The organism is Acinetobacter higginsii (assembly GCF_000369525.1).
Classification (GTDB): Bacteria; Pseudomonadota; Gammaproteobacteria; order Pseudomonadales; family Moraxellaceae; genus Acinetobacter; species Acinetobacter higginsii.
This window is the reverse complement of the sequence record NZ_KB850071.1, coordinates 86,597-111,992: the sequence shown is the minus strand read 5'-3', so window position 1 is coordinate 111,992 and position 25,396 is coordinate 86,597. Positions and strand designations below refer to the sequence as shown.

39 protein-coding genes and 1 pseudogene are annotated in these 25,396 nt (G+C 42.0%); 37 read left to right on the top strand and 3 right to left on the bottom strand.

What is annotated here, in order from left to right; translation table 11 throughout:
* Positions 1-144: 144 nt before the first annotated feature.
* Positions 145-1,692: a helicase HerA-like domain-containing protein gene (locus F902_RS03730; protein ID WP_005201210.1), complete on the bottom strand. Its 1,548-nt coding sequence runs from the start codon at positions 1,690-1,692 to the stop codon at positions 145-147.
* Between the two features lie 19 nt (positions 1,693-1,711).
* Positions 1,712-2,905 (bottom strand): PLP-dependent transferase, encoded by a 1,194-nt coding sequence (locus F902_RS03725; protein ID WP_005201208.1) that lies wholly within the window; start codon positions 2,903-2,905, stop codon positions 1,712-1,714.
* Positions 2,906-3,073: 168 nt separating this feature from the next.
* Between F902_RS03725 and F902_RS03720 the strand changes: the two genes are divergently transcribed.
* From F902_RS03720 to F902_RS03570, 32 genes and pseudogenes are all read left to right on the top strand, one after another.
* On the top strand, positions 3,074-3,802 hold the full coding sequence (locus F902_RS03720) for a type 1 glutamine amidotransferase (protein ID WP_005201207.1): 729 nt from the start codon (positions 3,074-3,076) through the stop codon (positions 3,800-3,802).
* A gap of 227 nt (positions 3,803-4,029) precedes the next feature.
* A complete protein-coding gene (rpsJ, locus tag F902_RS03715) occupies positions 4,030-4,341 on the top strand; it encodes a 30S ribosomal protein S10 (protein ID WP_000070912.1) in 312 nt (103 codons plus the stop codon).
* Between the two features lie 59 nt (positions 4,342-4,400).
* Complete coding sequence (rplC, locus tag F902_RS03710) at positions 4,401-5,039, top strand: 50S ribosomal protein L3 (RefSeq protein ID WP_004775888.1); 639 nt, start codon at positions 4,401-4,403, stop codon at positions 5,037-5,039.
* Between the two features lie 11 nt (positions 5,040-5,050).
* Positions 5,051-5,653: a 50S ribosomal protein L4 gene (gene rplD / locus F902_RS03705; protein ID WP_004804113.1), complete on the top strand. Its 603-nt coding sequence runs from the start codon at positions 5,051-5,053 to the stop codon at positions 5,651-5,653.
* The gene (gene rplW / locus F902_RS03700; protein WP_004641070.1) at positions 5,650-5,970 is read left to right on the top strand and encodes a 50S ribosomal protein L23; all 321 of its coding nucleotides are present in this window, start codon (positions 5,650-5,652) and stop codon (positions 5,968-5,970) included. The genes rplD and rplW overlap by 4 nt, the downstream gene beginning before the upstream one ends.
* Positions 5,971-5,981: 11 nt before the next feature.
* Positions 5,982-6,806, top strand: a complete 825-nt coding sequence (rplB, locus tag F902_RS03695) for a 50S ribosomal protein L2 (protein WP_004804114.1) — start codon at positions 5,982-5,984, stop codon at positions 6,804-6,806.
* Positions 6,807-6,819: 13 nt separating this feature from the next.
* Positions 6,820-7,095 carry a 30S ribosomal protein S19 gene (gene rpsS / locus F902_RS03690; protein ID WP_004641066.1) on the top strand — a complete coding sequence of 92 codons (276 nt, stop codon included), beginning with the start codon at positions 6,820-6,822 and terminating at the stop codon, positions 7,093-7,095.
* 11 nt (positions 7,096-7,106) lie between these two features.
* Positions 7,107-7,436, top strand: coding sequence for a 50S ribosomal protein L22 (gene rplV / locus F902_RS03685; RefSeq protein ID WP_004657676.1), 330 nt, complete (start codon positions 7,107-7,109; stop codon positions 7,434-7,436).
* A gap of 1 nt (position 7,437) precedes the next feature.
* Positions 7,438-8,254 (top strand): annotated as a pseudogene (gene rpsC, locus F902_RS03680) (30S ribosomal protein S3).
* Positions 8,194-8,607, top strand: coding sequence for a 50S ribosomal protein L16 (gene rplP / locus F902_RS03675; RefSeq protein ID WP_004657678.1), 414 nt, complete (start codon positions 8,194-8,196; stop codon positions 8,605-8,607). Before rpsC ends, rplP begins: the two are co-directional and overlap by 61 nt.
* On the top strand, positions 8,607-8,804 hold the full coding sequence (gene rpmC / locus F902_RS03670) for a 50S ribosomal protein L29 (RefSeq protein ID WP_000849927.1): 198 nt from the start codon (positions 8,607-8,609) through the stop codon (positions 8,802-8,804). The genes rplP and rpmC overlap by 1 nt, the downstream gene beginning before the upstream one ends.
* Positions 8,801-9,058: a 30S ribosomal protein S17 gene (gene rpsQ / locus F902_RS03665; RefSeq protein WP_004657679.1), complete on the top strand. Its 258-nt coding sequence runs from the start codon at positions 8,801-8,803 to the stop codon at positions 9,056-9,058. The genes rpmC and rpsQ overlap by 4 nt, the downstream gene beginning before the upstream one ends.
* Before the next feature lie 92 nt (positions 9,059-9,150).
* Positions 9,151-9,519, top strand: coding sequence for a 50S ribosomal protein L14 (gene rplN, locus F902_RS03660; protein WP_004657680.1), 369 nt, complete (start codon positions 9,151-9,153; stop codon positions 9,517-9,519).
* Between the two features lie 9 nt (positions 9,520-9,528).
* Positions 9,529-9,846 (top strand): 50S ribosomal protein L24, encoded by a 318-nt coding sequence (rplX, locus tag F902_RS03655; protein WP_004804115.1) that lies wholly within the window; start codon positions 9,529-9,531, stop codon positions 9,844-9,846.
* Positions 9,847-9,861: 15 nt separating this feature from the next.
* Positions 9,862-10,398, top strand: a complete 537-nt coding sequence (gene rplE / locus F902_RS03650) for a 50S ribosomal protein L5 (protein ID WP_004804116.1) — start codon at positions 9,862-9,864, stop codon at positions 10,396-10,398.
* Between the two features lie 9 nt (positions 10,399-10,407).
* The gene (rpsN, locus tag F902_RS03645) at positions 10,408-10,713 is read left to right on the top strand and encodes a 30S ribosomal protein S14 (protein ID WP_004641050.1); all 306 of its coding nucleotides are present in this window, start codon (positions 10,408-10,410) and stop codon (positions 10,711-10,713) included.
* A gap of 11 nt (positions 10,714-10,724) precedes the next feature.
* Positions 10,725-11,120, top strand: coding sequence for a 30S ribosomal protein S8 (gene rpsH, locus F902_RS03640; RefSeq protein WP_004804117.1), 396 nt, complete (start codon positions 10,725-10,727; stop codon positions 11,118-11,120).
* Between the two features lie 13 nt (positions 11,121-11,133).
* A complete protein-coding gene (gene rplF, locus F902_RS03635) occupies positions 11,134-11,667 on the top strand; it encodes a 50S ribosomal protein L6 (RefSeq protein ID WP_004804118.1) in 534 nt (177 codons plus the stop codon).
* A 14-nt stretch (positions 11,668-11,681) separates the two neighbouring features.
* Entirely contained in the window at positions 11,682-12,032 is a 351-nt protein-coding gene (rplR, locus tag F902_RS03630) for a 50S ribosomal protein L18 (RefSeq protein ID WP_004775881.1), read from the top strand.
* A 2-nt stretch (positions 12,033-12,034) separates the two neighbouring features.
* Positions 12,035-12,532 (top strand): 30S ribosomal protein S5, encoded by a 498-nt coding sequence (gene rpsE / locus F902_RS03625; protein WP_004657688.1) that lies wholly within the window; start codon positions 12,035-12,037, stop codon positions 12,530-12,532.
* Between the two features lie 6 nt (positions 12,533-12,538).
* Positions 12,539-12,715 carry a 50S ribosomal protein L30 gene (gene rpmD, locus F902_RS03620; protein WP_004804119.1) on the top strand — a complete coding sequence of 59 codons (177 nt, stop codon included), beginning with the start codon at positions 12,539-12,541 and terminating at the stop codon, positions 12,713-12,715.
* 3 nt (positions 12,716-12,718) lie between these two features.
* Positions 12,719-13,159, top strand: a complete 441-nt coding sequence (rplO, locus tag F902_RS03615) for a 50S ribosomal protein L15 (RefSeq protein WP_004804120.1) — start codon at positions 12,719-12,721, stop codon at positions 13,157-13,159.
* 45 nt (positions 13,160-13,204) lie between these two features.
* Positions 13,205-14,524, top strand: coding sequence for a preprotein translocase subunit SecY (gene secY / locus F902_RS03610; protein WP_171061115.1), 1,320 nt, complete (start codon positions 13,205-13,207; stop codon positions 14,522-14,524).
* A gap of 21 nt (positions 14,525-14,545) precedes the next feature.
* Positions 14,546-14,662, top strand: coding sequence for a 50S ribosomal protein L36 (gene rpmJ / locus F902_RS22000; RefSeq protein WP_000867907.1), 117 nt, complete (start codon positions 14,546-14,548; stop codon positions 14,660-14,662).
* A 107-nt stretch (positions 14,663-14,769) separates the two neighbouring features.
* Entirely contained in the window at positions 14,770-15,126 is a 357-nt protein-coding gene (gene rpsM / locus F902_RS03605; RefSeq protein ID WP_005201198.1) for a 30S ribosomal protein S13, read from the top strand.
* Between the two features lie 19 nt (positions 15,127-15,145).
* Complete coding sequence (rpsK, locus tag F902_RS03600) at positions 15,146-15,532, top strand: 30S ribosomal protein S11 (RefSeq protein WP_004281491.1); 387 nt, start codon at positions 15,146-15,148, stop codon at positions 15,530-15,532.
* Positions 15,533-15,544: 12 nt separating this feature from the next.
* Positions 15,545-16,171: a 30S ribosomal protein S4 gene (gene rpsD, locus F902_RS03595; protein WP_004657698.1), complete on the top strand. Its 627-nt coding sequence runs from the start codon at positions 15,545-15,547 to the stop codon at positions 16,169-16,171.
* Positions 16,172-16,189: 18 nt separating this feature from the next.
* Positions 16,190-17,197 (top strand): DNA-directed RNA polymerase subunit alpha, encoded by a 1,008-nt coding sequence (locus F902_RS03590; RefSeq protein WP_004804125.1) that lies wholly within the window; start codon positions 16,190-16,192, stop codon positions 17,195-17,197.
* Positions 17,198-17,215: 18 nt separating this feature from the next.
* Positions 17,216-17,581 carry a 50S ribosomal protein L17 gene (gene rplQ, locus F902_RS03585; protein WP_004641032.1) on the top strand — a complete coding sequence of 122 codons (366 nt, stop codon included), beginning with the start codon at positions 17,216-17,218 and terminating at the stop codon, positions 17,579-17,581.
* Between the two features lie 150 nt (positions 17,582-17,731).
* Complete coding sequence (locus F902_RS03580; protein ID WP_005201195.1) at positions 17,732-18,229, top strand: GNAT family N-acetyltransferase; 498 nt, start codon at positions 17,732-17,734, stop codon at positions 18,227-18,229.
* 351 nt (positions 18,230-18,580) lie between these two features.
* Positions 18,581-20,071, top strand: coding sequence for a flavin-containing monooxygenase (locus tag F902_RS03575; RefSeq protein WP_004804131.1), 1,491 nt, complete (start codon positions 18,581-18,583; stop codon positions 20,069-20,071).
* 127 nt (positions 20,072-20,198) lie between these two features.
* Positions 20,199-20,699, top strand: coding sequence for a DUF2059 domain-containing protein (locus F902_RS03570; protein WP_005201193.1), 501 nt, complete (start codon positions 20,199-20,201; stop codon positions 20,697-20,699).
* A 49-nt stretch (positions 20,700-20,748) separates the two neighbouring features.
* Here F902_RS03570 and F902_RS03565 read toward each other — a convergent pair whose 3' ends face one another.
* Positions 20,749-21,921: an acyl-CoA dehydrogenase family protein gene (locus F902_RS03565; protein WP_004804135.1), complete on the bottom strand. Its 1,173-nt coding sequence runs from the start codon at positions 21,919-21,921 to the stop codon at positions 20,749-20,751.
* Positions 21,922-22,108: 187 nt separating this feature from the next.
* On the opposite strand from F902_RS03565, the gene F902_RS03560 reads away from it, so the two are divergent.
* The 5 genes from F902_RS03560 to rrtA all read left to right on the top strand — a co-directional run bounded on the left by F902_RS03560 (position 22,109) and on the right by rrtA (position 25,286).
* Positions 22,109-22,366 carry an FAD assembly factor SdhE gene (locus F902_RS03560; RefSeq protein ID WP_004804137.1) on the top strand — a complete coding sequence of 86 codons (258 nt, stop codon included), beginning with the start codon at positions 22,109-22,111 and terminating at the stop codon, positions 22,364-22,366.
* Complete coding sequence (locus F902_RS22840) at positions 22,359-22,748, top strand: hypothetical protein (protein WP_005201191.1); 390 nt, start codon at positions 22,359-22,361, stop codon at positions 22,746-22,748. The genes F902_RS03560 and F902_RS22840 overlap by 8 nt, the downstream gene beginning before the upstream one ends.
* Positions 22,749-22,955: 207 nt before the next feature.
* Entirely contained in the window at positions 22,956-23,156 is a 201-nt protein-coding gene (locus F902_RS03550) for a hypothetical protein (protein ID WP_004804140.1), read from the top strand.
* 359 nt (positions 23,157-23,515) lie between these two features.
* The gene (locus F902_RS03545; RefSeq protein WP_004804142.1) at positions 23,516-24,631 is read left to right on the top strand and encodes a hypothetical protein; all 1,116 of its coding nucleotides are present in this window, start codon (positions 23,516-23,518) and stop codon (positions 24,629-24,631) included.
* Positions 24,632-24,707: 76 nt separating this feature from the next.
* Complete coding sequence (gene rrtA / locus F902_RS03540; RefSeq protein WP_005201188.1) at positions 24,708-25,286, top strand: rhombosortase; 579 nt, start codon at positions 24,708-24,710, stop codon at positions 25,284-25,286.
* The last annotated feature ends 110 nt before the right edge of the window (positions 25,287-25,396 follow it).

The following is a 25,396-nucleotide window of genomic DNA, read 5'->3' as shown; positions in this document are numbered from 1 at the left end:
GCTTGATCTCTCTTGGCTATCATTTATAAGATGTATTTAAAATACATCTTATAAGGTGTATTTGCAATGCATATTTAAATAAAATCCATAAAAAAATTAAGGGATATTAAATTATCCCTTAATTTACAATTAGCTAAGGTTTTATTATTTACCAAATAAAGAACCGAGTAAGCCACGAACAATTTTTTGTCCAGTCGTCCCGCCCAAACTACGTGCTGCACTCTTGGCAAAAGTACCGACGATATCTTGAGTGAGTTTCTCACGATCACGCTGTGACTTTTCTGCGGCTTTTTGTTGCTCACGGGCAAAACGTTCTTGTTCTTTGGCTTGTTGCTTGGCCAAAGCATCTTGCTCTTTGCTTTGCTGTTTGGCTAACTCATCTGCTTCTTTTTGTTGCGACTGTTGCAGCACTTTTTTCTGTAGCATTTCATAGGCACTGTCGCGATCCACGGCTTGGTCGTAGACACCCGCCACAATACTTTGCCCAATAATCACTTGGCGTTCTTCAGGCGTGATCGGGGTAAAGGAGGTGTAAGGAGGCATCACCCAACCGCGCTCCACAATCTGTGGCGTCCCTTGTTCATCTAGGCAACTAATCAATGCTTCACCAACGGCAAGTTCAGTAATTGCTTGATCGACTTTAAACTCTGGATTGGCACGGAAAGTATCCGCTGCAGTTTTGACTGCCTTTTGGTCTTTGGGGGTAAATGCACGTAAGGCATGTTGTACACGGTTACCCAATTGCCCTAATACGCTTTCAGGCAGATCCAGTGGATTTTGGGTAATGAAATAAATCCCCACACCTTTAGAACGGATCAAACGCACCACTTGTTCAATCTTTTGTTGCAAAGCAGGACTGGCATTATCAAATAGTAAATGCGCTTCATCGAAGAAGAATACCAACTTTGGCTTATCCATATCGCCGACTTCAGGCAACTGCTCAAATAGTTCAGACATCATCCAAAGCAGGAAAGTGGCATATAGCTTTGGGGTGTTCATCAGCTTATCTGCAGCCAAGATATTGATATAGCCATGACCATTGGTATCAGTTTGAATGAAATCGAGAATATTCAGGCTTGGTTCACCGAAGAACTGTTCACCGCCTTGATCACCTAAAGCCAGTAGATTACGTTGAATTGCACCCAGACTGGCAGGGGAAAGGTTGCCATATTCGGCTTTGAGGCTGGCAGCATTTTCACTGACATAAGTCAGCATAGCTTTTAGATCTTTAAAATCGATCAGCAGTAAACCTTGATCATCGGCAACACGAAACACAGCTGAAAGCACACCTTCTTGGGTGTCATTCAGATTCAGCATTTGTGCCAGTAATAAGGGACCAATCTCTGAAATGGTGGTACGAATCGGATGGCCTTGCTGACCGAATAAATCCCAAAAGATAACGGGAGATGCTGCAAAAGGAATTGCATCTAGTTGCAGGCTTTTCAGACGCTCCTCAAATTTAGGATTGCTGCTGCCCGCTTTGGCAAGACTAGAGACATCCCCTTTGGCATCAGCAAGAAAGACGGGTACGCCAATACGAGAAAAGCTTTCCGCCATCACTTTTAGTGTAACGGTTTTACCGGTTCCTGTCGCACCTGCAATCAGACCATGTCGGTTTGCAAATTTAGAATGTAAAACAATATCTTGTGTTGTATCAGTGGTTTTTTTTGCAATAACGATTGGTGTACTCATTCTTCACCTGTTTTTAATCTCAATCGAGCTGTTTTAATGCGTTTTGAATATCTTGAATTAAATCTTCTGGATGTTCTAGTCCTATACAGAAGCGAACCAATAAACCTTGTTGTAAATGTGTATTTTCCAAAGTACGCATTTGTTTTAAGTCATATAGCATTGCCAGACTGATAGGACCGCCCCAACTAAATCCGAGTTTAAACAGCGTCAGGCTGTCGCAGAACTTTCGGATCGTGGCTAGATCATATTCTGGTTTGAAAATAACACTGACCAAGCCTGCACTTTTGCCAGTGCTGCAAATTTCTGTCCAGAACTGATGGCCTGCTGCATCAGGATCGCTTGGATGAAGGACTTGGTTAAATTGTGGTTGTTGTTTTAACCAATTCAATAGGGTGAGTGCACTTTGCGCTTGCTGTTCATAGCGTAAAGACATATGCGCCAAGCTGCGTTGGATTTGTGCCGTATCGTCACCTGAAACTGAAACTCCTTGGATGGCATGCATACGATAGAGTTTGTGATGGAGTGCTTGGTCATTTGTGACTACAGAACCCATTAAGATATCGCCACCACCGCTTGGATATTTGGTCAGTGCATGAACTGTAATATCAACAGTGAGATGCTCATCTGAGAAATCAAACGCATTGAAAGCCAGCCCTGCGCCCCATGTATTATCCAGTGCGGTAAGTACATTGGCCTGTTGTGCTTTTTTAACCAAGTTCTTTAAATCGGGAAATTCTAAAGTGACTGATCCTGCTGCTTCGAGCCAAATCAATTTCGCTTTTTCAGTCGGTTGAAAACTATTAGCATCAATTGGATTATAAATTTTAACGCTGATGCCATAACGATTTTGCAGATGATTTAAATGCTCAAGATTAGGGCCATAAATATTATCGGCGACCCAAACCTCATCACCTGATCCTAAAACCGTACTATTCACGAGATTAATCGCAGATAAACCGCTTGGTGCAAGCAAGCAATAACGTCCGCCTTCAATTTGGGCAATGTTGTCCCCTAATGTAAACGTCGTCGGGGTGCCGTGTGTGCCATAACTATAGTCATATGCATCGGTCCAATGGCGCTCAAAAAGGTGCGACGTGTTTTTAAAAATAATGGTCGATGCACGAAATAAGGGAGGTTGTACGGTTTCAATGTATTGAGGGGCTTGGCGTGGTGCATGAATTAGATTGGTTTGTGCTTTATTGTGTGTTGTCATGGGGCATGGGCTAAATCAATATAATGACTTAGGTTAAGAGAAAATCAACAAAGCCGCTAGTGTTGCGCTGCTTTTGTACAGAATCGGTACGGATTAATACGATTGCTCAAAACTGGCTTTATTTTTGCTAAGACTAAGTATCATTCTAACTACAATAGGTTTTAGCGCATGAAGTCGCATTTAAGAGTGCATTATTTTCAGCACATTGCTGGCGAGGGTTTTGGCAGTTGCTATGACTTTTTAAAAGCACATAAAGCAAAAATTACCGCAACCGAGTTTTTTGCATTACCCGTCGATTTACCATTGGAGTTGGAGGCCTTACCACGAGTAGATGAAGTTGATCTACTGATTATCATGGGGGGTACCATGAGTGTGAATGATGAAGCAAATTATCCGTGGTTAAAACTCGAAAAAAGATGGTTGCGACGTTATTTGGCTGCGGGTAAGCCTGCGATTGGTTTGTGCTTGGGTGGTCAGTTAATTGCCAATGCCTTGGGGGCAGCCGTGAGTCGTAATCCGTACCAAGAATTAGGCTGGATGGATGTGGGGCGTGCCTCGCATATACCTGAGGATTATTTTCAGATTCCAGAGCAATTGAATATATTGCAATGGCATAGCGAAACTTTTGAAATTCCAAAGGGTGGGGTGCGTTTAGCCGAGAATAAAGTCTGCCGAAATCAAATGTATCAGATTGGGCGTAATGTTCTTGGGTTTCAGTTTCATCCAGAAATGACACCACAGACCTTGGCACTGTTGATTGAGAATGAAGAGGATATGGCGGTTTTTAATGGTGAATATGTACAACCGATATCTGAATTAAAAAGAACCATCAAAAGTAAATTTGAACAGGGGAATCGTTTGCTGAATCAAGCAATCGATTATGTTGTGAGTGCATAGCAGGATTGATTGCTTAAAAAATGAAAAGAAGAATTGCATAAGACTTAAACAATCGTTATAATGAGCGACCCTCAAATGGAGGGCGTTTACTACGAAGAAAGTAGTTAACGCATTACAGTCGTGGCATCGATCATGACCTTAGTGATTTTCACTGCCCTTGACACTTACCAGAATGGTGAGGTGCGTCATGGGTGATTCTTTATATATTTGGCTTGGAGTTTACTGGTATGTCTAACCAGAGAATTCGTATCCGTTTGAAGTCTTTTGATCATCGTCTGATTGATCAATCTGCTCAAGAGATCGTAGAAACCGCTAAGCGTACTGGCGCACAAGTGTGTGGTCCAATTCCGATGCCTACTCGCATCGAACGCTTCAACGTTCTTACTTCACCACACGTCAACAAAGACGCTCGTGATCAGTACGAAATCCGCACTTATAAGCGTTTGATCGACATCGTTCAACCAACAGATAAAACTGTTGATGCATTGATGAAGTTAGATCTTGCTGCTGGTGTTGATGTTCAGATCGCTTTGGGTTAAGGCTTTCGGTTGATTAACTTTTTAAGTTAATTAGGCCGCTTTTTTAGAGGTTTATGCACATGGCTATTGGTTTAGTCGGTCGCAAATGTGGTATGACTCGCGTCTTTACAGATGCTGGTGTATCTGTACCTGTTACAGTTATCGAAGTCGATCCAAACCGCATTACGCAAATCAAAACACTTGAAACTGATGGTTATCAAGCAATTCAAGTAACTACTGGTGAACGTCGCGAATCGCGCGTAACTAACGCTCAGAAAGGTCACTTCGCGAAAGCGGGTGTTGCTGCTGGTCGTTTAGTTAAAGAGTTCCGTGTTACTGAAGCTGAGCTTGAAGGCCGTGAAGTGGGTGCTTCTATCGGTGTTGATCTGTTCACAGTTGGTCAAATTGTTGACGTAACTGGTCAGTCAAAAGGTAAAGGTTTCCAAGGTGGTGTTAAGCGTTGGAATTTCCGTACGCAAGATGCTACTCATGGTAACTCTGTATCTCACCGTGTATTAGGTTCTACAGGTCAAAACCAGACACCTGGTCGCGTGTTCAAAGGCAAGAAAATGGCTGGTCACTTAGGTGACGAACGCGTAACAGTTCAAGGTCTTGAAATTGTATCTATTGACGCTGAACGTTCTGTTTTAGTTGTTAAGGGTGCTATTCCTGGTTCAACTGGCGGTGACGTTGTTGTACGTCCTACCATCAAGGCCTGAGGGGAAATACTGTGAATTTAAAAACTGTTTCCGGCTCTGCTGTTGAATTGTCTGAAGTTGCTTTCGGACGTGAATTTAACGAAGCTCTTGTACACCAAGTTGTTACAGCTTACTTAGCTGGTGGTCGTCAAGGTACTCGTGCTCACAAATCACGTGCAGATGTTTCTGGCGGTGGTAAAAAGCCATTCCGTCAAAAAGGTACTGGTCGCGCTCGTGCGGGTTCTATTCGTAGCCCTATCTGGGTTGGTGGTGGTAAAACTTTTGCTGCTCGCCCACAAGATTGGTCTCAAAAAGTAAACCGTAAGATGTACCGCGGTGCAATGCAATGTATCTTAGCTGAACTTGTTCGCCAAGATCGTCTTGTATTAGTTGAAGAGTTTGCTGTTGCAGCTCCAAAAACTAAAGACTTGCTTGCAAAACTTACAGACTTGAATGCAACTCGCGCATTGATCATTACAGATGCTGTAGATGAGAACTTGTATCTCGCAGCTCGCAACCTTCCACACGTTGATGTGGTTGATGCTACTGCTATTGATCCTGTTAGCTTGATCGCATTTGATAAAGTTGTAATGTCTGTAGCTGCTGCTAAGAAAATTGAGGTAGAACTCGGATGAACAACGAACGTATCTATCAAGTCCTATTAGGACCAGTATTCTCAGAAAAAGCACAAGTTTTAGGTGATACTGCTGGTGTTCAAGTGTTCAAAGTTGCATTAAATGCAAACAAACTTGAAATCAAGAAAGCAGTTGAGCAGCTCTTTGGTGTTGAAGTTGTAAAAATCAATACAACGATCACTAAAGGTAAAACAAAACGCTTTGGTAAAACATTAGGACGTCGTTCTGATGTGAAAAAAGCATACGTCACCCTGAAAGCTGGCCAAGATGTAGAAATGGCTGACTTGGGCGATACCGCTGAAAACGCAGCGGAATAAGGACGAGAATTATGCCAATTCAAAAATGTAAGCCAACGTCTCCAGGACGTCGCTTTGTAGAGAAAGTGGTTCATGACCATCTTCACAAAGGCGCTCCTTATGCACCGTTGGTAGAAGCTAAAAAACGTACTGGTGGTCGTAATAATAATGGTCACATCACTACACGTCACGTGGGTGGTGGTCATAAGCAAAACTACCGTATTGTTGACTTTAAACGTAACAAAGACAGTATCCCTGCGACTGTAGAGCGTATTGAATACGATCCTAACCGTACAGCTCATATTGCTTTATTGAAATATGCTGACGGTGAGCGTCGTTACATCATTGCGCCTAAAGGCCTACGTGCTGGTGATAAAGTACAATCTGGTAACGATGCTCCAATTCGTCCAGGTAACTGCTTGCCACTTCGCAACATGCCAATCGGTTCTACACTTCACAACCTTGAACTTAAAATCGGTAAAGGTGCTCAATTAGCACGTTCTGCTGGTACTTCAGTTCAGTTGTTGGGTCGTGATGGTTCTTACGCTATCGTTCGTTTACGTTCTGGTGAAATGCGTAAAGTCCACGTTGAATGTCGTGCTGTAATTGGTGAAGTTTCTAACCAAGAAAGCAACCTTCGTTCATTGGGTAAAGCTGGTGCTGCGCGCTGGCGTGGTATTCGTCCTACCGTTCGTGGTATGGCGATGAACCCAGTAGACCATCCACACGGTGGTGGTGAAGGACGTAGTAAAGGTATTCAACCTGTAAGTCCATGGGGTCAAAAAGCTAAAGGGTACAAGACACGTACCAATAAGCGTACGACTAAGATGATTATTCGCGACCGTCGCGTCAAGTAAGGGAATCTGAATAATGCCTCGTTCATTAAAAAAAGGTCCATTCGTCGACGCGCATTTGTTCGCTAAGGTTGAAGCTGCGATTGCTGCTAACAACCGTAAGCCGATCAAAACTTGGTCACGTCGTTCAATGATCCTTCCAGACTTTGTTGGTTTAACAATTTCTGTTCACAATGGCCGTAACCACGTTCCAGTAATTGTTACTGAACACATGGTTGGTCATAAATTGGGTGAATTCGCGCCAACTCGTACCTATCGTGGTCACGGTGTTGATAAGAAGTCTAAACGTTAATAGGTGCTATGATGGAAGTAACTGCTAAATTACGCGGTGCCGCTATCTCGGCACAAAAAGCACGTTTAGTTGCTGATTTGATCCGTGGTAAGTCGGTTGCACGTGCGATAGACATTTTGAACTTCAGCAACAAGAAAGCAGCTGTGCTTGTTAAAAAAGCACTTGAATCTGCAATCGCGAATGCTGAACACAACAACAGCTTAGATGTTGATGACCTTAAAGTAACTACGATTTACGTTGATGAAGGCATGAGCCTTAAACGTATCATGCCACGTGCTAAAGGCCGTGCAGATCGTATTACTAAGCGTACTTGTCACATCACCGTTAAGGTAGGGGTTTGATATGGGTCAGAAGGTTCATCCAATCGGTATCCGCCTAGGTGTTGTGAAACGTCATAACGCTAACTGGTATGCGAGTCCGAAACAATATGCTGAATACTTGCTTAAAGATCTTCAAGTTCGTGAGTTTTTAACTAAAAAACTTAAAAACGCGATGATCAGCAATATTCTTATCGAACGTCCTACAGGCGCTGCTAAAGTAACAATTAGTACTGCTCGTCCTGGTATCGTTATCGGTAAAAAAGGCGAAGATATTGAGAAATTACAGCGCGAACTCACCAACATTATGGGTGTTCCAGCTCAAGTTAGCATCAATGAAATTGATCGCCCTGACTTGGACGCACGTTTAGTTGCTGAAGCGATTGCTTCTCAATTAGAAAAGCGTGTTATGTTCCGTCGTGCTATGAAACGTGCGGTTCAAAACACAATGCGTGCTGGCGCTAAAGGTATCAAAGTTGAAGTTTCTGGCCGTTTAGGTGGTGCAGAGATTGCTCGTACTGAGTGGTATCGTGAAGGTCGTGTACCTTTGCATACGCTTCGTGCTGACATCGACTATGCAACTATGCGCGCAGAAACAACATACGGTACGATCGGTGTTAAAGTTTGGATTTTCCGTGGCGAGATCTTAGGTGGCATGAAACAAGTCATGAACCCTGCTCCTGCTGAAGAGCGTCCAGCTAAACGTGGTCGTGGTCGTGGTGAAGGTCAAGAGCGTCGTGGTCGTCGCGGTGACCGTGCTGCTGACAAGGGAGAATAATCCATGTTGCAACCTAAACGTACCAAATTCCGTAAAGTGCACAAAGGCCGTAACACTGGTCTAGCGCACCGTGGTAGTACAGTATCATTTGGTTCGATTGCAATTAAAGCAACTGAACGTGGTCGTATGACTGCGCGTCAGATTGAAGCTGCACGTCGTACCATTAGCCGTCGTATCAAACGTGGTGGTAAAATCTTCATCCGCGTATTCCCAGACAAACCAATTACCGAAAAACCATTAGAAGTACGTATGGGTAAAGGTAAGGGTAGCGTGGAATACTGGGTTTGTCAGATCCAGCCAGGTAAGATCCTGTACGAAATTGAAGGTGTTAGCGATGAGTTAGCGCGTGAAGCTTTTGCTTTAGCTGCTGCTAAACTCCCGTTTAAAACCACTATCGTGACTCGGACGGTGATGTAATGAAAACTAAAGATCTACGTGAAAAGTCGGTAGAAGAGTTGAAAGCTTTGCTTGATGAGCAACAGCTTAACCAATTCCGTCTTCGTATGGCGAAAGCAACTGGTCAACTAGGCAAATCGCATGAAGTGCAAATTGCTCGTAAGACAATTGCTCGTATTAAGACACTCCTTACCGAAAAACAGGGGAACGGACAATGAGTGAAAAAACAGTCCGCACGTTAACCGGCAAAGTCGTAAGCGACAAAATGGACAAGTCTATTGTTGTGCTTATTGAACGCCGCGTTCAACACCCGTTGTATGGCAAATCAATCCGCCGTTCAACTAAATTACACGCTCATGATGAGAACAATGTTGCTAAATTAGGCGACTTGGTAACCATCAAAGAAAGCCGCCCAATTTCTAAAACTAAAGCTTGGACTTTAGTGGAAGTAGTTGAAGCTGCTGCTGAGTAATTAGACGTTCTTGTTGCATCATCGGACAATTTCGAGTACTCTTTGAGCCTTTCGAAATTGTGACCGGTGATGCTCGGTTTTGGAGTAGGGCAATGATTCAAACCGAAAGTATGCTCGACGTAGCAGACAATAGTGGTGCACGCCGCGTACAATGTATTAAAGTACTTGGTGGTTCACACCGTCGTTATGCTTCAGTTGGCGATATTATTAAAGTTACTGTAAAAGAAGCAATTCCACGCGCACGTGTTAAAAAAGGTGACGTGATGAATGCTGTAGTTGTTCGTACAAAGTTCGGCATCCGTCGTCCAGACGGTTCTGTTATTCGTTTCGACGATAACGCGGCTGTTATTTTGAACAACAACAAAGCTCCGATTGCTACTCGTATCTTCGGACCAGTGACTCGTGAACTTCGTACTGAACAGTTCATGAAAATCATTTCATTGGCTCCTGAAGTTCTATAAGAGGCAATCATGGCTAAGATTAAAAAAGGCGATCAAGTAATTGTGATCGCAGGTAAAGAAAAAGGCAAACAAGGTATCGTTTTGTCAGTTTCTGAAGATCGAGTTAAGGTCGAAGGCCTTAACTTAGTGAAGAAGCATCAAAAGCCAAACCGTGTAACTGGCGCTGAAGGCGGCATCGTTACTCAAGAGGCTACGCTTCATATTTCAAACGTGGCAATTTTTAATGCTACAACCCAAAAGGCTGACCGTATTGGTTACCAAGTGATTGATGGCGCGAAAACTCGTGTTTATAAATCAAATGGTGAATCAGTGGCGGTAGCGAAGTAATAGGTTGAAAAGGCAATGGCCAGACTTAAAGCACGTTACAACGACGAACTTAAAGCAAAGTTACAAGAAGAACTTAGCGTTAAGAATGTGATGGATATTCCTCGCATCACAAAAATCACTCTTAACATGGGTGTAGGCGCAGCTGCAACTGATAAGAAATTATTAGATGGCGCTGTTGCTGACATGCAACTCATTGCTGGTCAAAAACCAGTTGTGACACTTGCTCGTAAATCAATCGCTGGTTTCAAAATCCGTGATGGTTGGCCGATCGGTTGTAAAGTTACTTTACGCGGCGACCAAATGTACGAATTCTTGGATCGTTTGATCTCGATCGCAATCCCTCGTATCCGTGACTTCCGTGGTTTCTCTTCGAAATCATTTGATGGTCGTGGTAACTACTCTATGGGTTTAAAAGAGCAAATCGTTTTCCCTGAAATCGATTTTGACAAGATTGATCGTATCCGTGGTTTAGACATCACTATTACGACAACTGCTCGTAGCGATGACGAAGGCCGTGCGCTTATGCGTGCATTCGGCTTCCCGTTCAAATAAGAGGTCGATATGGCTAAGAAAGGTATGATTAATCGCGAATTGAAACGCGAAAAGACAGTTGCTAAATACGCTGCAAAACGTGCTGAATTAAAAGCAACGATTGCTAATGTAAATGCAAGTGACGAAGAACGTTTCGAAGCGACATTAAAGTTACAGGCATTGCCACGTAACGCATCTCCAGTACGTCTTCGTAACCGTTGTGGTTTAACTGGTCGTCCTCATGGTTACTTCCGTAAGTTCGGTTTAAGCCGTAACAAATTACGTGACACAGTAATGCAGGGTGATGTACCAGGCGTTGTTAAGGCAAGCTGGTAAGGAGCGACTAAATGAGTATGCAAGATACCGTTGCCGACATGCTAACACGTGTTCGTAACGCACAAATGGCTAAGAAACAAACTGTTTCTATGCCTTCTTCTAAGTTGAAAGTTGCTATTGCAAACGTACTTCAACAAGAAGGTTATATTTCAAATGTAGAAGTTGCTTCTGAAGAAACAAAATCTACTTTGACAATTACTTTAAAATATTTCGAAGGCAAACCAGTTATCGAAACCGTTAAGCGTGTAAGCCGTCCAGGTCTACGCCAATATCGCGGTAAAGATAAAATTCCTAGCGTTAAGCAAGGTTTAGGTATTGCAATTGTTTCTACAAGCAAAGGCATCATGACTGATCGCGCTGCACGTGCTGCGGGCGTTGGTGGTGAAGTTATTGCTTTTGTTTCTTAATAGGTGATTCCTCATGTCTCGTGTGGCTAAAGCCCCAGTAACTGTACCTAATGGTGTAACAGTTACTCAGAACGGCCGGCAGGTCGAAGTGAAAGGCAGCAAAGGTACATTGTCTTTCAACCTGCATGCGCTGGTCGAGCTAAAACAGGAAGAAGGTAAACTTCAACTTGCTCCAGCTAAAGAGTCGAAAGACGCTTGGATGCAGGCTGGTACTGCTCGCGCTGTATTGAACAACCTTGTAAAAGGTGTTAGCGAAGGCTTCGAACGTAAGTTACAGCTTGTTGGTGTTGGTTATAAAGCTGCGGTTAAGGGTACTTCTGTAAACCTTAACCTTGGTTACTCACACCCGATTGACTACGCTTTACCTGAAGGTGTAACAGCGGAAACTCCAACTGCGACTGAAATCATTTTGAAGTCAGCAAACAAGCAGTTGTTAGGTCAAGTGGCAGCGGAAATCCGTGCATACCGTTCTCCTGAACCATATAAAGGTAAAGGTGTTCGTTATTCGGATGAAGTTATTCTTCGTAAAGAAGCTAAGAAGAAATAAGGCGCGAGGTTCTTATGAACGAAAAGAAACAAACCCGTTTGCGTCGTGCGAAAAGCACACGCTTGCACATTCGTGCATTGGGTGCGACTCGTTTGTGTGTAAACCGCACGCCGCGTCACATCTATGCGCAAGTTATTTCAGCAGATGGTGGAAAAGTTTTAGCGCAAGCTTCAACTTTAGATGCATCTTTACGTAGCGGTACTACAGGTAATGTAGATGCAGCTACGAAAGTTGGTGCTTTGATCGCAGAACGTGCTAAAGCAGCTGGTGTTACCAAAGTTGCATTTGACCGTTCTGGTTTTAAATATCATGGTCGTATCAAAGCCTTGGCTGATGCTGCTCGTGAAGGCGGCTTGGAGTTCTAATCATGGCGAAAGTTGAACAAAACGAAGGTCTCGTTGAAAAGCTGGTTGCCGTTGATCGTGTAGCCAAGGTTGTTAAAGGTGGTCGTATCTTCTCTTTCACAGCATTAACTGTTGTGGGCGATGGTAATGGTCGTGTAGGTTTTGGTCGTGGTAAAGCACGTGAAGTTCCAGCTGCTATTTCTAAAGCACTTGAAGCTGCTCGTCGTAACATGATTACTGTAGACCTTGCGGGCACTACTTTACAACACCCTGTGAATGCTCGTCATGGCGCAAGCCGTGTATACATGCAACCTGCTTCAGAAGGTACTGGCGTAATTGCTGGTGGCGCTATGCGTGCTGTTCTTGAAGCTGCAGGTGTACATAACGTACTTGCTAAATGTTATGGTTCTACAAATGCTGCTAACGTAGTAAACGCAACTTTCAAAGGTTTGCGTGATATGACTTCTCCTGAGAAAGTCGCTGCGAAACGTGGTCTTTCAGTAGAACAAATTCAAGGGTAATCAATCATGAAAACGATTAAAGTTACCCAGACTAAATCTTCTTCGCATCGTTTAAAAAATCATAAACTTTGCCTTAAAGGTTTAGGTCTGCGTCGTATTGGTCATACTGTAGAAGTGCAAGATACGCCTTCTAACCGTGGTATGGTCAACAAAGTTTACTATATGGTTAGTGTAGAGGAATAAGCCATGACTCTGCGTTTAAATGAACTTGCACCTGCAGAAGGTGCTAAGCGTGATAACCGTCGTTTAGGCCGTGGTATCGGTTCTGGCGTTGGTAAGACTGGTGGCCGTGGTGTCAAAGGTCAAAACTCACGTAAAAGTGGTGGTACTCGTCCAGGCTTTGAAGGCGGTCAAACTGCGTTATATCGTCGTTTGCCTAAATTCGGTTTCACTAGCCAAATCGCTTTGAAAACTGCTGAAGTACGTTTGTCTGAGTTGAATAAAGTTGAAGGTGATGTTGTTAGCCTTGAAACTTTAAAAGCTGCGAATGTTGTTCGTCGTGACCAAATTCGTGCTCGCATCGTTCTTTCTGGTGAAATCACTCGCGCATTCACTGTTAAAGGTGTTGTGTTGACTAAAGGCGCTAAAGCTGCTGTTGAAGCTGCTGGCGGTAAAGTCGAGGAGTAATCTCGAGTGTCTATGACTCCTAGTTCTTCAGGTCATGTAAACATGATGAAAGGCCAACCATTTCATGTGAAATACCGTGAAATTATTCGTCGATTAATGTTTTTGATTGGCGCGTTATTGGTCTTTCGACTAGGAGCGCATATTCCGTTGCCGGGGATTGATAATGTAGCGCTAGCACAGTTTTTTAAAGCTAATGAAGGTACCTTCTTAGGTTTATTTAACATGTTCTCTGGTGGTGCATTAGAACGCATGTCGATTCTGGCGTTAGGGATTATGCCGTACATTTCTGCATCGATTATCGTGCAGTTAATGTCTACGGTAGTTCCTTCGCTAGAAGCTTTGAAAAAAGAAGGCGAGCAAGGCAAACGTAAGATCAATCAATATACGCGTTACGGCACCTTATTTCTTGCACTCGTGCAAGGTGTAGGGATGTGTGCTGGCTTGATTAGTCAAGGTATTACCTTAACGTCAGGCCTGGCATTCTACGTCCCAGCAGTAACTTCGTTAGTTGCTGGGACGATGTTCTTGATGTGGTTGGGCGAGCAAATTACCGAACGTGGTGTTGGTAATGGTATCTCGATGATCATTTTCGCAGGTATTGTGGCAGGTTTGCCAAATCTTGTGATTCAGTCGTTTACGTCTGTACAGAATGGTCAGGGTAGCTTAATTGGTTTAGCTGTATTCGGTTTACTCTCATTAGCCGTTTTAGCTGCGATCGTGTTTATTGAAAAAGCACAACGTCGTATCCCAGTGAACTACGCACAAAAACAGCAAGGTCGTCGTGTATTTACTGCACAGCAAACGCATTTGCCGTTAAAAATTAACATGGCCGGTGTAATTCCAGCGATTTTTGCAAGCTCATTGTTATTATTTCCAGCGAGCTTGGGACAATGGTTAGGAAGTGCTGATCCAAATGCAGGGATTGTGAAGCGCAGCCTACAAGATCTGGCATTGGTGTTATCGCCTGGACAGCCGTTGTATTTAATGCTCTTTGGCGCGTTAATTATCTTCTTCTGTTATTTCTATACTGCGCTAGTTTTTAGCCCGAAAGAAGTTTCAGAGAATTTAAAGCGTAGCGGGGCATATGTGCCTGGTATCCGCCCAGGTGAGCAAACGGCTCGTTATTTAGATCATATTCTTAACCGTTTGACCTTCATTGGTGCAATTTACATTACTGTAGTGTGTTTAATGCCTATGGTACTGCAAAGTTCGTTTGGTATTCCATTCCATTTGGGTGGAACATCTTTATTGATTGTCGTCGTAGTCGTAATGGACTTTATGGCGCAACTCCAAGCGCACCTTACTTCGCATCAATATGATAATCAAACGTTAATGAGAAAAACGACTGCTCATCCTAAGGGATAAGCGCACTTAGAAGGTTTCATCATGAAAGTACAAGCTTCTGTAAAGAAAATTTGTGGTAGCTGTAAAGTTATCCGTCGTAATGGGGTTATTCGCGTAATTTGTAGCGCAGAACCTCGTCATAAGCAGCGTCAAGGTTAATTTAATTAAGACCTGTTGATTTCAGTAGGCTAATTAGGTTATTATCCGCCCCTCAAGATTTTTGTGGGGCGGTTGATTATCTTGACTGCCTTTTTGGAGAAAATTGAATGGCTCGTATTGCCGGTGTAAACATTCCGGATAACAAGCATGCTGTTATCTCTCTCACGTATATTTTTGGTGTAGGTCGCCACACTGCTAAGAATATCTTAGCTTCTGTTGGTATTGCTGAAACTACTAAGATCCGTGAATTAGATGATGCTCAGCTTGATGCGATTCGTGCAGAAGTTGCTAAGGTTCCGACCGAAGGTGATTTACGTCGCGAAATTTCCATGAACATTAAACGTTTAATGGATTTAGGCTGCTACCGCGGTCTTCGTCATCGTCGCAGCTTGCCTGTCCGTGGACAACGCACCAAAACTAACGCACGTACCCGTAAAGGTCCGCGCAAACCGATTAAGAAATAAGATTTCTGGAAGCTAAAAGATGGCTAAAGATACTCGCGCACGCAAGAAGGTCACTCGTACCGTCTCTGAAGGTGTCGCACACATTCACGCTTCTTTTAATAACACCATTGTTACGATTACCGATCGTCAAGGTAATGCATTGGCTTGGGCTACCTCAGGTGGACAAGGCTTCCGTGGATCACGTAAATCAACACCGTTTGCTGCTCAGGTAGCTGCTGAAGTTGCTGGTAAAGCTGCTTTAGATTACGGTTTGAAAAACTTGGACGTCCTTGTAAAAGGTCCTGGTCCTGGTCGTGAATCTGCGGTTCGTGCATTAGGTGCAGTGGGTTATAAAATTAACAGCATTACCGATGTGACTCCAATTCCGCACAACGGTTGCCGTCCACCTAAAAAACGTCGCGTGTAAGGAGAAACATTCATGGCTCGTTATATTGGTCCAAAATGCAAACTCTCTCGCCGCGAAGGGACAGACCTGCAATTAAAATCTGGCGTTAAACCGTTTGACGTTAAGACTAAAAAACATGCTAAAGCTCCTGGCCAACATGGCGGAGCTCGTGGTAGCAAACAATCAGAGTACTCACTACAATTACGTGAAAAACAAAAAGTACGTCGTATGTACGGTGTGTTAGAGCGTCAATTTAGTAACTACTACAAAGAAGCTGCTCGTGTGAAAGGCGCAACAGGTGAAAACTTGTTGAAATTGCTTGAAAGCCGTCTTGATAACGTTGTTTATCGCATGGGTTTTGGTTCTACACGTGCAGAAGCTCGTCAGTTAGTATCTCACCGTAGCATCACTTTGAACGGTCGTCGTGTTAACATTGCATCTATCCAAGTTAAAGCTGGTGATGTAATTGCAGTACACGAAGGCGCTAAACAACAATTACGTATTAAAAACGCAATTGAATTAGCTGCTCAACGTGGTATCCCTGCTTGGATGGAAATTGACCATTCTAAGTTAGAAGGTACGTTTAAAGCTGCACCAGATCGTTCTGATTTACCTGCTGAAATCAACGAAAGCTTGATTGTAGAATTGTATTCTAAATAATCCTTGAGGTAGCAATAAATGACGCGTACTGCAAACGAGTTTCTAACTCCGCAAGCGATCAAGGTCGAAGCGGTGAGCGGGACCTCGGCAAAAGTGATTCTGGAACCTTTAGAGCGTGGCTTTGGTCATACTCTAGGTAATGCTTTACGTCGCATTCTATTGTCTTCTTTACCTGGCGCTGCTGTGGTTGAAGTAGAAATAGAAGGTGTCGAGCACGAGTACAGTACTTTAGAAGGCTTGCAGCAGGACATCGTCGAGCTCTTGCTGAACCTAAAAGGATTGTCTATTAAGCTGTTCGATCAAAACGAAGCATATTTGACATTAGAGAAACAAGGGGCGGGTGACGTAACTGCAGCTGATCTTCGTTTACCTCATAATGTTGAAGTGGTTAACCCTGATCATTTAATCGGTACTTTGAGTTCTACAGGTTCATTGAAAATGCGCCTTAAAGTTTCTCAAGGTCGTGGTTATGAAACATCTGACTCACGTTTCCCTGAAGGTGAAACACGTCCTGTAGGTCGTTTACAGTTAGATGCTTCTTATAGCCCAATCAAGCGTGTTTCATACACAGTAGAAAATGCTCGTGTTGAACAACGTACCGATCTTGATAAGTTAGTGATTGATCTTGAGACTAACGGAACTGTTGATCCAGAAGAAGCAATCCGCAAAGCGGCAACAATCTTGCAACAACAAATTGCAATTTTTGTTGACCTTCAGAAAGATCAAACTCCTGTTGCTCAAGAGCCTCGCGAAGAAGTTGACCCAATCTTGCTTCGTCCAGTAGATGATCTCGAGCTAACTGTTCGTTCTGCTAACTGTTTGAAGGCAGAAAATATTTACTACATTGGTGATCTTGTTCAACGTACTGAAGTTGAGTTGTTAAAAACTCCTAACTTAGGTAAAAAATCGTTAACAGAGATCAAAGATGTTTTGGCTTCGAAAGGTTTACAACTCGGCATGCGTTTAGAGAACTGGCCACCAGCTAGTCTCCGTATGGATGACCGTTTTGCCTATCGTAGCCGTTAATTAAGTAGGACTATCACCATGCGTCATCGTAATAGTGGTGTGAAATTAGGCCGTACCAGCAGCCACCGTAAGGCGTTGTTCCAAAATTTAACAAATGCTTTAGTTGAGCACGAGTTAATTAAAACAACTTTACCTAAAGCGAAAGAACTTCGCCGCGTTGCTGAGCCTTTAATCACTTTGGCAAAAAACGATACAGTAGCAAACCGTCGTTTAGCGTTTGCTCGTACTCGTTCTGCAGCAACTGTTGGTAAATTATTTACCGTTCTTGGCCCTCGTTACAAAGAACGTAACGGCGGTTATCTTCGTGTTCTTAAAGCGGGCTTCCGTGCAGGTGATGCTGCACCGATGGCTTACGTTGAACTCGTTGACCGTGAAGTAAAATAATACTTCTACGTGTAGAACAGTCAGTTGTTCCAAAAAAGGCCGGTGTAATAACCGGCCTTTTTTATTTATCTTTTTAATTAATCTGTGTTTGGCCAACTGGTTGATATGCTAAATTAAGTCGCGTTCTTATAAAAATTCAAATCGACAAGTATGCTAAATATTGAGATTAAAATTCTAAGTGTGAATGAGCTGAATGACTTTAGAACGATCAGGCTTTCAGCTTTAGCAAAAGCCCCTGAAATGTTTGGTTCTACTTATCGTATAGAAGTAGTGAAGCCCTTAAGTTTCTTTGAAAATTGCTTATCTAGTTCAACAGTTTTTGGCGTTTACTACAACGATAAAATTATTGGTTTAGCGACTTTAACCCGAGAGGTCGCAACAAAGCTTGCTCATAAGGCTTATTTATCAAGTGTATTTATTGAACCTGAATTTCAAAGACGGGGAGTGGCAGATAGATTACTCACGACTGTTATTGAACATAGTAAAGAATATCTAGAACAAATTTTACTTATTGTCGCTGATGATAATCAGCCAGCAATTAAGCTATATCAAAAGTTTGGTTTTCAAACTTATGGGGTGGAATCAAAAGCCTTGAAAAATAACGCAGAATATATAGATGAGCTTTTGATGAAGCTATTTTTATTCTAGGATATAAATGGCATTTTCTATTTGAAATTAAAGCTACGATCTAAAATTGCTAATACATCTATTTCTACATCATCTCTTATCCTGAGCTTTTTCCTTAAAAGTTGTCTCCCTGTAGGTATTGAATAAAGCATGTTTATAAGTATTCAGTGAGTACAGATAATTTTATTCATCTACGAAAGCAAACCCTCTACTGAACGAAATCCAAGCAGAAATCTCAGGATTTTTTAGCACTCTTTTTTCTAAAATTGTCCCGAAGTGATATGAAAAAACCGATGAATGACCAAACTTGACATTGCGTATTGTCAAATTTGTGCTTTAATAAAGTCATGGTTTATACAGGGTATAAAAAAAATGGAAAAGCAAGTTGATGTATTAATTATTGGTGCAGGTATCTCTGGGATTGGGTTAGCTGTGCATCTCTCGAAAAACTGTCCACAACGTAAATTCGAAATCTTAGAACGTCGTGATAGCTTTGGTGGGACTTGGGATTTATTCCGTTACCCTGGTATTCGTTCTGACTCGGATATGTCAACGTTTGGTTTTAATTTTAAACCATGGGCAAAAGATAAAGTATTGGCAAGCGGTGCTGAGATCAAGGGCTATTTAAGCGATGTGATCAGTGAAAATCAGTTAAAAGATAAAATTCATTTTGGTCATCGTGTCCTTTCTGCAAACTACGATTCTGCAAAGAAAAAATGGGCTGTTGAAATTGAAGACAGTAACAAGAAAAAGCAAACTTGGTCTGCAAATTTTGTGATGGGTTGCACAGGCTACTACAACTATGATCAAGGTTATGCACCGAAATTTCCAAAACAAGAAGATTTCAAAGGCCAATTGATCCACCCACAACACTGGCCTGAAAACCTAGATTATACAGGTAAGAAAGTCGTTATTATTGGTAGTGGTGCAACAGCAATTACCCTTGTTCCTTCAATGGTGAAAGGCGGTGCAGGGCATGTAACCATGTTACAGCGTTCTCCTTCTTATATTGCGACGATTCCTTCAATTGACTTCATTTATGAAAAAACGCGTAAATTTATGTCTGAGGAAACCGCTTATAAATTTACCCGTGCACGTAATATTGGTATGCAACGTGGTATTTATGCATTAGCACAAAAATATCCAAAAACAGTACGTCGCTTATTGTTGAAAGGTATTGAGTTGCAGTTGAAAGGTAAGGTGGATATGAAACACTTTACACCAAGCTATAACCCTTGGGATCAACGTTTATGTGTCGTACCAGATGGTGATTTATTCAAGGCATTACGTGAAGGCCAAGCCAATGTTGAAACAGATCAAATTGAAAAATTCACGGCAAATGGTATTCAATTGAAGTCTGGTAAACACCTTGAAGCAGATATTGTGATTTCAGCAACAGGTTTAGAAATCCAAATCTTGGGTGGCGTGAAAGGCACAATTGATGGTAAGCCAATGGATACCTCTCAACACATGCTCTATCAAGGTGTGATGGTCAGTGATGTACCAAATATGGCAATGATCATTGGCTATATCAATGCATCTTGGACCTTAAAGGTTGATATTGCAGCGGATTATATCTGTCGTTTGCTGAATCATATGGACAAAAATGGCTATGATGAAGTCATTGCCCATGCGGATCCAGCATTGCGTGAACAAGATACCATTATGGGTAAAATGTCTTCTGGTTATATTGCACGTGCAGCAGATGTAATGCCGAAGCAAGGTAAAAAAGCACCGTGGAAAATCACCAATAACTATCTTGCGGATCGTAAAGAATTGAAAGATGCATCATTCAATGACGTGGTCCTGCAATTCCATAAACGTGGTGAGCAAGTCGATCGTAAGCCAAAGCTAGTGTCGTAATTATTTATTGAATTTATTAAAAAACCCTATGCATAAGCATGGGGTTTTTTATTTGCAATCGGGCTTTAAATTCGATCAATATCGCGTATATTGAGCACATTAGAAAATTTTGATTAGGGATAATACGATGAAAAAAATCATCATCTTAGGGACATTATTATTCAGTACATTGGTGTTTGCCGATGATGCAAAACAAAAAGAAGTCATTGCGCAAAAGCTGGTATCTGTTGACGGGACTGAACAAGGTTTGCAAAACACCGATAAAATGATTTTAGAGCAAATTCGTATGCGTTTGCCAAAAGACTTACCTGAAAGTTTTTATACCGATTTGAGCAAAAATCTGAATAGTGAACAGCGTAAGCAATTTATCGTGCAACGTTATGTGGAAAGTTTTAGCCAGAAAGAGTTACAAGCTGCATTGACCTTTTATCAATCTGTAGAAGGTAAGGCTTGGGCAAAGAAAGCCAGTGATGTTGGCAGTGAAGTCGCACATTTCACCACACAAAATGCACGTACAGCGCTCAATACCACCATGCAACAATATATTGAGAATCCAAAAGTTAAGCAGCTAATGGCAAGAATGAATCCGCAGCCCGTTCAAACGACTGAAAAACCTGAATCGAAATAAATAAAAAAGCGATCGTGCATCGGGCACGATCGCTTTGTTGTATTGCTATTTAGAGGGTACGAGAAATGAGTTCTTTCATAATTTCATTGGTACCTGCATAAATACGATTGGCACGGTTGTCGATATAAGCACGGGCAATTGGATATTCCAGCATATAACCATAACCACCATGTAGTTGTAAGCAGTCATCTACAACTTTTGAGAACATGTCGGAAATTTTGTATTTCGCAGCTGCGGCCGCATCCACACCTAAGTTTTCTTCAAGCTGTAGTTCCATACAGCGATCGAGATAGGTACGACAGAAATCAATTTCAGTGCGCAATTCCGCCAGTTTAAAGCGAGTATTCTGGAAGGTACTAATTGCTTTGCCGAATGCTTTACGATCTTTGGTGTATTGCACGGTATGTGCAAAGGCTGCTTCAGCACCTGCTTGACAGATAATTGCGACCAGCATACGTTCCCAAGCGAGCTCTTTCATTAACATGATAAAGCCCATGCCTTCCATACCTAGTAAATTTTCTTTCGGTACACGGACATTATCAAAGAACAATTCACAGGTATCTTGGCCTTTCATCCCAATTTTGTTCAGTGGCTTACCTTTGCTGAAACCCGCACGATCCGCTTCTACAATCAGTAAGGATAAATTGGCTGAGCCTTTTTCATTGTTGCCTGTTTTACACACCACAATCGCCATGTCACAAAGATAGCCATTGGTAATAAAGATTTTAGAACCATTGATGACATATTCATCGCCATCCAATACGGCAGTCGTGCGAACTGCTTGTAGGTCGGAACCTGTACCAGGTTCAGTCATCGCAATTGCTGTGACGGCTTCGCCTGTTGCCATTTTTGGTAACCAGTGTTGCTTTTGCTCTTCATTACCGAAGTTATTGATATAGTTGGCAACGATATCTGAATGCAAAGAAAAACCCGTACTTGAATCCATGGCATAGGCTTGTTCTTCGATCAGAATCATACTGTAAAGACGATCGACACCTGAACCACCGTATTGTTCAGGCATTGTTGTACAGAGTAGACCAAGTGCACCTGCCTTATTCCATAAGTCACGATCTACATGTTGTTGTGTTTCATATTTTTCAATATTCGGAACAACTTCTTTCTCATAGAATTTACGCACGGTTTCACGGAATGCTTCATGGTCTGAAGTAAACAGTTTGCGTGGCAGCATGTTTGGAATTGGACGAATAGCACCTGATTGCATTTGTTATTTTTCCCTAGTGTGTTGGATTTAAATCATCTTCATCACCATACAAGAAATTGAAAATAGTGAACAATGTGATCAATGCTCAATTTGATTGATGTATTTGGTCACTTGAGAAAAATCTCTCAGAACTTCATCGGGGAGATCGGGTACACTATGGAAAAATTGTTGCATTGCGGAGCCAATAATGTCTGATGAAATGACACTGGAAGAGCGTAAGGTTGTGTATCGTGCGCGTCGCGGTTTAAAAGAAATCGATGTGTATTTTGATCCTTATGTTAAAAACCACTACCTGACAGCCGATATTGCTGAAAAGGCATTATTTGCCGAGTTGGTTGATCAAGAAGATCCAGATTTATTGGATTGGTTTATGGAGGTAGGGGAACCACCTCGTGCAGAATTAAAAGATTTTATTTTAAAATTAAAACACTATGTCCATGGCTAATGGTGTTTTCGAGCTGCAACGCAGTCGTTTTGCGATGGTATTGCAGCTCTTGATTTTCATTGCCATTCTTAGTTTAACCTATTCCTTACTTACCTTATGGATTTGGCTACTGTGCTTTGGCATGATGAGCATTACTTGGTTTTTATTTTTGAAACGACCTCAAATTAGACGTTTTGAATACTTGGATCATCAAGAATGCTCGTTCGAATTTTATGACCCCAAATTAAAGATCCAGCGTAGACAGATCATCAAAATATTAGATCAGCAACTTTATATCGCGCTCTATTTTTCTCATAAAAAGCATAAAAATTGCATTATTTGGTGGGATCAATTATCACATTCGCAATGGAAAAAGCTAAAATTACGCGCAAAACTGGGATGATTGTTTGACAATTCTACAACTGTATAAAATTAATAAAAATATAAATTTCAATAATTTAATTAAAATTATGGTTTGTCTTGTTTAAATTGTTAGATTAAATACTCTAAAAAATAGTGAAAATTATGATTGTCAGACAATCTGGCGATCAAGTCCGATTTATTTTCGTTAAAGTACAAACACCAACGTAAAGTATGGTGGAGGTCCAAAATGGAAATTCCAACATGGTCGTTTCTGGTGGTCGCAATCATTTTTGCGATTGTAGTAGGAAGAGCAGGAACTTTACTCAGGGAATTTCTTGAATCACGTCAAGTTGTCGTGACCAAGAGAAAGAGATTGAAAGTGTCATCAATATATCACTCTCCCGTGAATATCGATGGTGAACGCCAATCTAGTATCTATCAAAAGTAGATACGTAAGTGTAGGAGGTCTCTATGGAGATTTCAATGTGGATGTTTCTAGTAATTGCAATCGTTATGGCGATTGTTGTAGGAAGAGCTGGAACGTTACTCAAGGATTATTTTCAACAAAACTAAAATATAAAGAGTTTCACGATTTTACCAGTTAATAAGTAGCATGTGCTGAACCGTCGCAATGCTACTTTTTTTTGCCTGAAATTTCTGTTCAGCCGCTTAAGTGTCAATTCATTCCTCTGTGATTTGTGTCAAAATGTCTAGGTTAAAATTAGAGCAATTACTCTTTAATTCAGGTTATGCATCTGATAATGTACAGCTAAAAGGAAAAAACAAATTATTAGAGGGACAGGAAGTATGTCTAAACTCCAAAAAATTGGACAAGGTGTGGCGGTTGCTGTATTGACAACATCAATGCTATCAGGATGTTCATATGTGATTAAAACGGGTGCGAATGTCGCACTTGGTTTTGGTGAAAACCATATTGTTCCACCAATTTTAGCAATGGATGACGCTGAAATGGTGTGTAACTCAGGGAATGCTTTAACCCCTGCCGTGATGTCAACCAAAGATATGGGTGCTGACCCAACCCGCATGGCGGTATTGTTATATACCGCAGCGGGCGTTTGTGCTGAGAATCAAGCTTTAGAAGCAGAGTTGCGTTACTTACGTGCGTCTAAAGCAGGTCAGGTTTCAGAAGCACAAGATGCACGTATTGAACAGAAACGTTGGGCGGGAATTGCTGCTGAACGTCAATATGCAGGCTATCAGCTGTTTGCGAATCGTTGGGAAACTAAATACAAATATAAATTGGGCGACTCGTGCCCAACCATGCGTAATGATCTAGATCAAACCGTTTATTTACTTGGTATGGTGAGTGGTTTACAAGCCATGACCAACGATATTAACTCTGGTGGTGCGATCAATGTACCTAAAGATATTGCAGGTATTGTTGAACGCGGTATGGCGTGTTTAGACAATGAGAAATTCTGGGGTGCGCCAATGGCAACCCGTGCAGTCATCTGGACCTTATTACCAGGTGCGGGTGACGGTAAGCCTGAACCGTATGCCACCATGAAGCAGTCTATGGCCATTGGTGAGAAGAAGGGTGTTCGTTTAGCACATGCTTTATATGCCGTTGCCGCACAGGCCAGTGGTGATGATGCCAAGCTACGCGATGCTTTCCGTTCATATGCTGCGGCAACAGGTGAAGATAAACCAGCAAATCCACAGTTCCGATTGATTGATAAAATGGCCGGTTTGATGGTTCGTGGTATCGCAGATCGTTATTGGACTGAAAATACAGGTGTAAGAGCCAGTGACGAAGGCTTAACTTCATTCTGGGATGACAAACAAGAAAGCTCAGCTGAGTTGGATTCGTTGTTTGACGGTGGTGAAGCAGCACCTGCGCAGGATCAAGCTGCACCAGCATCAGACCAGGCGGCACCAGCACAAGAAACTCCAGCGGAGTAACCTGAATTAAACGACCTTTTACAGATGAACTATCTAAACTTGTAAAAGGTCTGTTTTTTTAGGAGGCGGTCAGCCTATGAAAGATCAAATATGGGTAAGTAAAATTATTTTGATTGCGATATGTATTTCCATATCGGCTTGTCTACAAGTTTTTGCTGATCATTTTATTTATTGGCGTCCAAGTTTACTCACCGAGTTTTGGCGCTTATGGACTGCACATTGGGTTCATGTAGGATGGGTTCACTTTCTACTGAATATGATGGCTTTTGCCTGTTTACCTTTTATTTTTCCTCATGTTCGCAATTGGCATTTAGGTGCATTATTGCTCGTGCTACCTCCCTTTATTAGTTTAATTTTTTATTTTTATCTGCCTTATATTGATGCCTATGCTGGACTTTCAGGGGTCTTGCATGGTCTATATACCGCAGTGGGTGTGGTATATCTGCAATATAAAAATGAACGGAAATTTGCAATTTTGGTCTTAGCCTTGATTGCGGCAAAACTGATTTGGGAGAATACCTTTGGGCAAACAGGGACTGCTCAATTAATTGGCAGTCCAGTCCTCACCGAAGCACATTTGATCGGTGCGATTGGTGGGTTGCTCTGTGGTTTAGGTTATTTACTGATAAAAAAGATAAAAACGACAACAACATGATCATTTGATTAAGACGCTTAATAATAATTCAGTGGGTACAGAGGGATTGGTTATACAGGGAATAAATGTATTCTCTATCAACCATGTGCATTGCAAGATTCAGCATCTTC

Bases quoted from the DNA above. Each gene is read 5' to 3' on its own strand.
- rpsN (WP_004641050.1), top strand. From the start codon at position 10,408: ATGGCTAAGAAAGGTATGATTAATCGCGAATTGAAACGCGAAAAGACA.
- rplO (WP_004804120.1), top strand. From the start codon at position 12,719: ATGACTCTGCGTTTAAATGAACTTGCACCTGCAGAAGGTGCTAAGCGT.
- F902_RS03725 (WP_005201208.1), bottom strand. From the start codon at position 2,905: ATGACAACACACAATAAAGCACAAACCAATCTAATTCATGCACCACGC.
- rplN (WP_004657680.1), top strand. From the start codon at position 9,151: ATGATTCAAACCGAAAGTATGCTCGACGTAGCAGACAATAGTGGTGCA.
- rplQ (WP_004641032.1), top strand. From the start codon at position 17,216: ATGCGTCATCGTAATAGTGGTGTGAAATTAGGCCGTACCAGCAGCCAC.
- rpsJ (WP_000070912.1), top strand. From the start codon at position 4,030: ATGTCTAACCAGAGAATTCGTATCCGTTTGAAGTCTTTTGATCATCGT.
- F902_RS03545 (WP_004804142.1), top strand. From the start codon at position 23,516: ATGTCTAAACTCCAAAAAATTGGACAAGGTGTGGCGGTTGCTGTATTG.
- rpmD (WP_004804119.1), top strand. From the start codon at position 12,539: ATGAAAACGATTAAAGTTACCCAGACTAAATCTTCTTCGCATCGTTTA.
- rplC (WP_004775888.1), top strand. From the start codon at position 4,401: ATGGCTATTGGTTTAGTCGGTCGCAAATGTGGTATGACTCGCGTCTTT.
- rpsM (WP_005201198.1), top strand. From the start codon at position 14,770: ATGGCTCGTATTGCCGGTGTAAACATTCCGGATAACAAGCATGCTGTT.
- F902_RS03560 (WP_004804137.1), top strand. From the start codon at position 22,109: ATGTCTGATGAAATGACACTGGAAGAGCGTAAGGTTGTGTATCGTGCG.
- rplE (WP_004804116.1), top strand. From the start codon at position 9,862: ATGGCCAGACTTAAAGCACGTTACAACGACGAACTTAAAGCAAAGTTA.
- secY (WP_171061115.1), top strand. From the start codon at position 13,205: ATGAAAGGCCAACCATTTCATGTGAAATACCGTGAAATTATTCGTCGA.
- rplF (WP_004804118.1), top strand. From the start codon at position 11,134: ATGTCTCGTGTGGCTAAAGCCCCAGTAACTGTACCTAATGGTGTAACA.
- F902_RS03575 (WP_004804131.1), top strand. From the start codon at position 18,581: ATGGAAAAGCAAGTTGATGTATTAATTATTGGTGCAGGTATCTCTGGG.
- rrtA (WP_005201188.1), top strand. From the start codon at position 24,708: ATGAAAGATCAAATATGGGTAAGTAAAATTATTTTGATTGCGATATGT.
- F902_RS03580 (WP_005201195.1), top strand. From the start codon at position 17,732: ATGCTAAATATTGAGATTAAAATTCTAAGTGTGAATGAGCTGAATGAC.
- rpsQ (WP_004657679.1), top strand. From the start codon at position 8,801: ATGAGTGAAAAAACAGTCCGCACGTTAACCGGCAAAGTCGTAAGCGAC.
- rpsH (WP_004804117.1), top strand. From the start codon at position 10,725: ATGAGTATGCAAGATACCGTTGCCGACATGCTAACACGTGTTCGTAAC.
- F902_RS03550 (WP_004804140.1), top strand. From the start codon at position 22,956: ATGGAAATTCCAACATGGTCGTTTCTGGTGGTCGCAATCATTTTTGCG.
- rplV (WP_004657676.1), top strand. From the start codon at position 7,107: ATGGAAGTAACTGCTAAATTACGCGGTGCCGCTATCTCGGCACAAAAA.
- F902_RS03720 (WP_005201207.1), top strand. From the start codon at position 3,074: ATGAAGTCGCATTTAAGAGTGCATTATTTTCAGCACATTGCTGGCGAG.
- F902_RS22840 (WP_005201191.1), top strand. From the start codon at position 22,359: ATGGCTAATGGTGTTTTCGAGCTGCAACGCAGTCGTTTTGCGATGGTA.
- F902_RS03590 (WP_004804125.1), top strand. From the start codon at position 16,190: ATGACGCGTACTGCAAACGAGTTTCTAACTCCGCAAGCGATCAAGGTC.
- F902_RS03565 (WP_004804135.1), bottom strand. From the start codon at position 21,921: ATGCAATCAGGTGCTATTCGTCCAATTCCAAACATGCTGCCACGCAAA.
- rplX (WP_004804115.1), top strand. From the start codon at position 9,529: ATGGCTAAGATTAAAAAAGGCGATCAAGTAATTGTGATCGCAGGTAAA.
- rpmC (WP_000849927.1), top strand. From the start codon at position 8,607: ATGAAAACTAAAGATCTACGTGAAAAGTCGGTAGAAGAGTTGAAAGCT.
- rpsE (WP_004657688.1), top strand. From the start codon at position 12,035: ATGGCGAAAGTTGAACAAAACGAAGGTCTCGTTGAAAAGCTGGTTGCC.
- rplR (WP_004775881.1), top strand. From the start codon at position 11,682: ATGAACGAAAAGAAACAAACCCGTTTGCGTCGTGCGAAAAGCACACGC.
- rpsK (WP_004281491.1), top strand. From the start codon at position 15,146: ATGGCTAAAGATACTCGCGCACGCAAGAAGGTCACTCGTACCGTCTCT.
- rpsD (WP_004657698.1), top strand. From the start codon at position 15,545: ATGGCTCGTTATATTGGTCCAAAATGCAAACTCTCTCGCCGCGAAGGG.
- F902_RS03730 (WP_005201210.1), bottom strand. From the start codon at position 1,692: ATGAGTACACCAATCGTTATTGCAAAAAAAACCACTGATACAACACAA.
- rpsS (WP_004641066.1), top strand. From the start codon at position 6,820: ATGCCTCGTTCATTAAAAAAAGGTCCATTCGTCGACGCGCATTTGTTC.
- rplW (WP_004641070.1), top strand. From the start codon at position 5,650: ATGAACAACGAACGTATCTATCAAGTCCTATTAGGACCAGTATTCTCA.
- F902_RS03570 (WP_005201193.1), top strand. From the start codon at position 20,199: ATGAAAAAAATCATCATCTTAGGGACATTATTATTCAGTACATTGGTG.
- rplP (WP_004657678.1), top strand. From the start codon at position 8,194: ATGTTGCAACCTAAACGTACCAAATTCCGTAAAGTGCACAAAGGCCGT.
- rpmJ (WP_000867907.1), top strand. From the start codon at position 14,546: ATGAAAGTACAAGCTTCTGTAAAGAAAATTTGTGGTAGCTGTAAAGTT.
- rplB (WP_004804114.1), top strand. From the start codon at position 5,982: ATGCCAATTCAAAAATGTAAGCCAACGTCTCCAGGACGTCGCTTTGTA.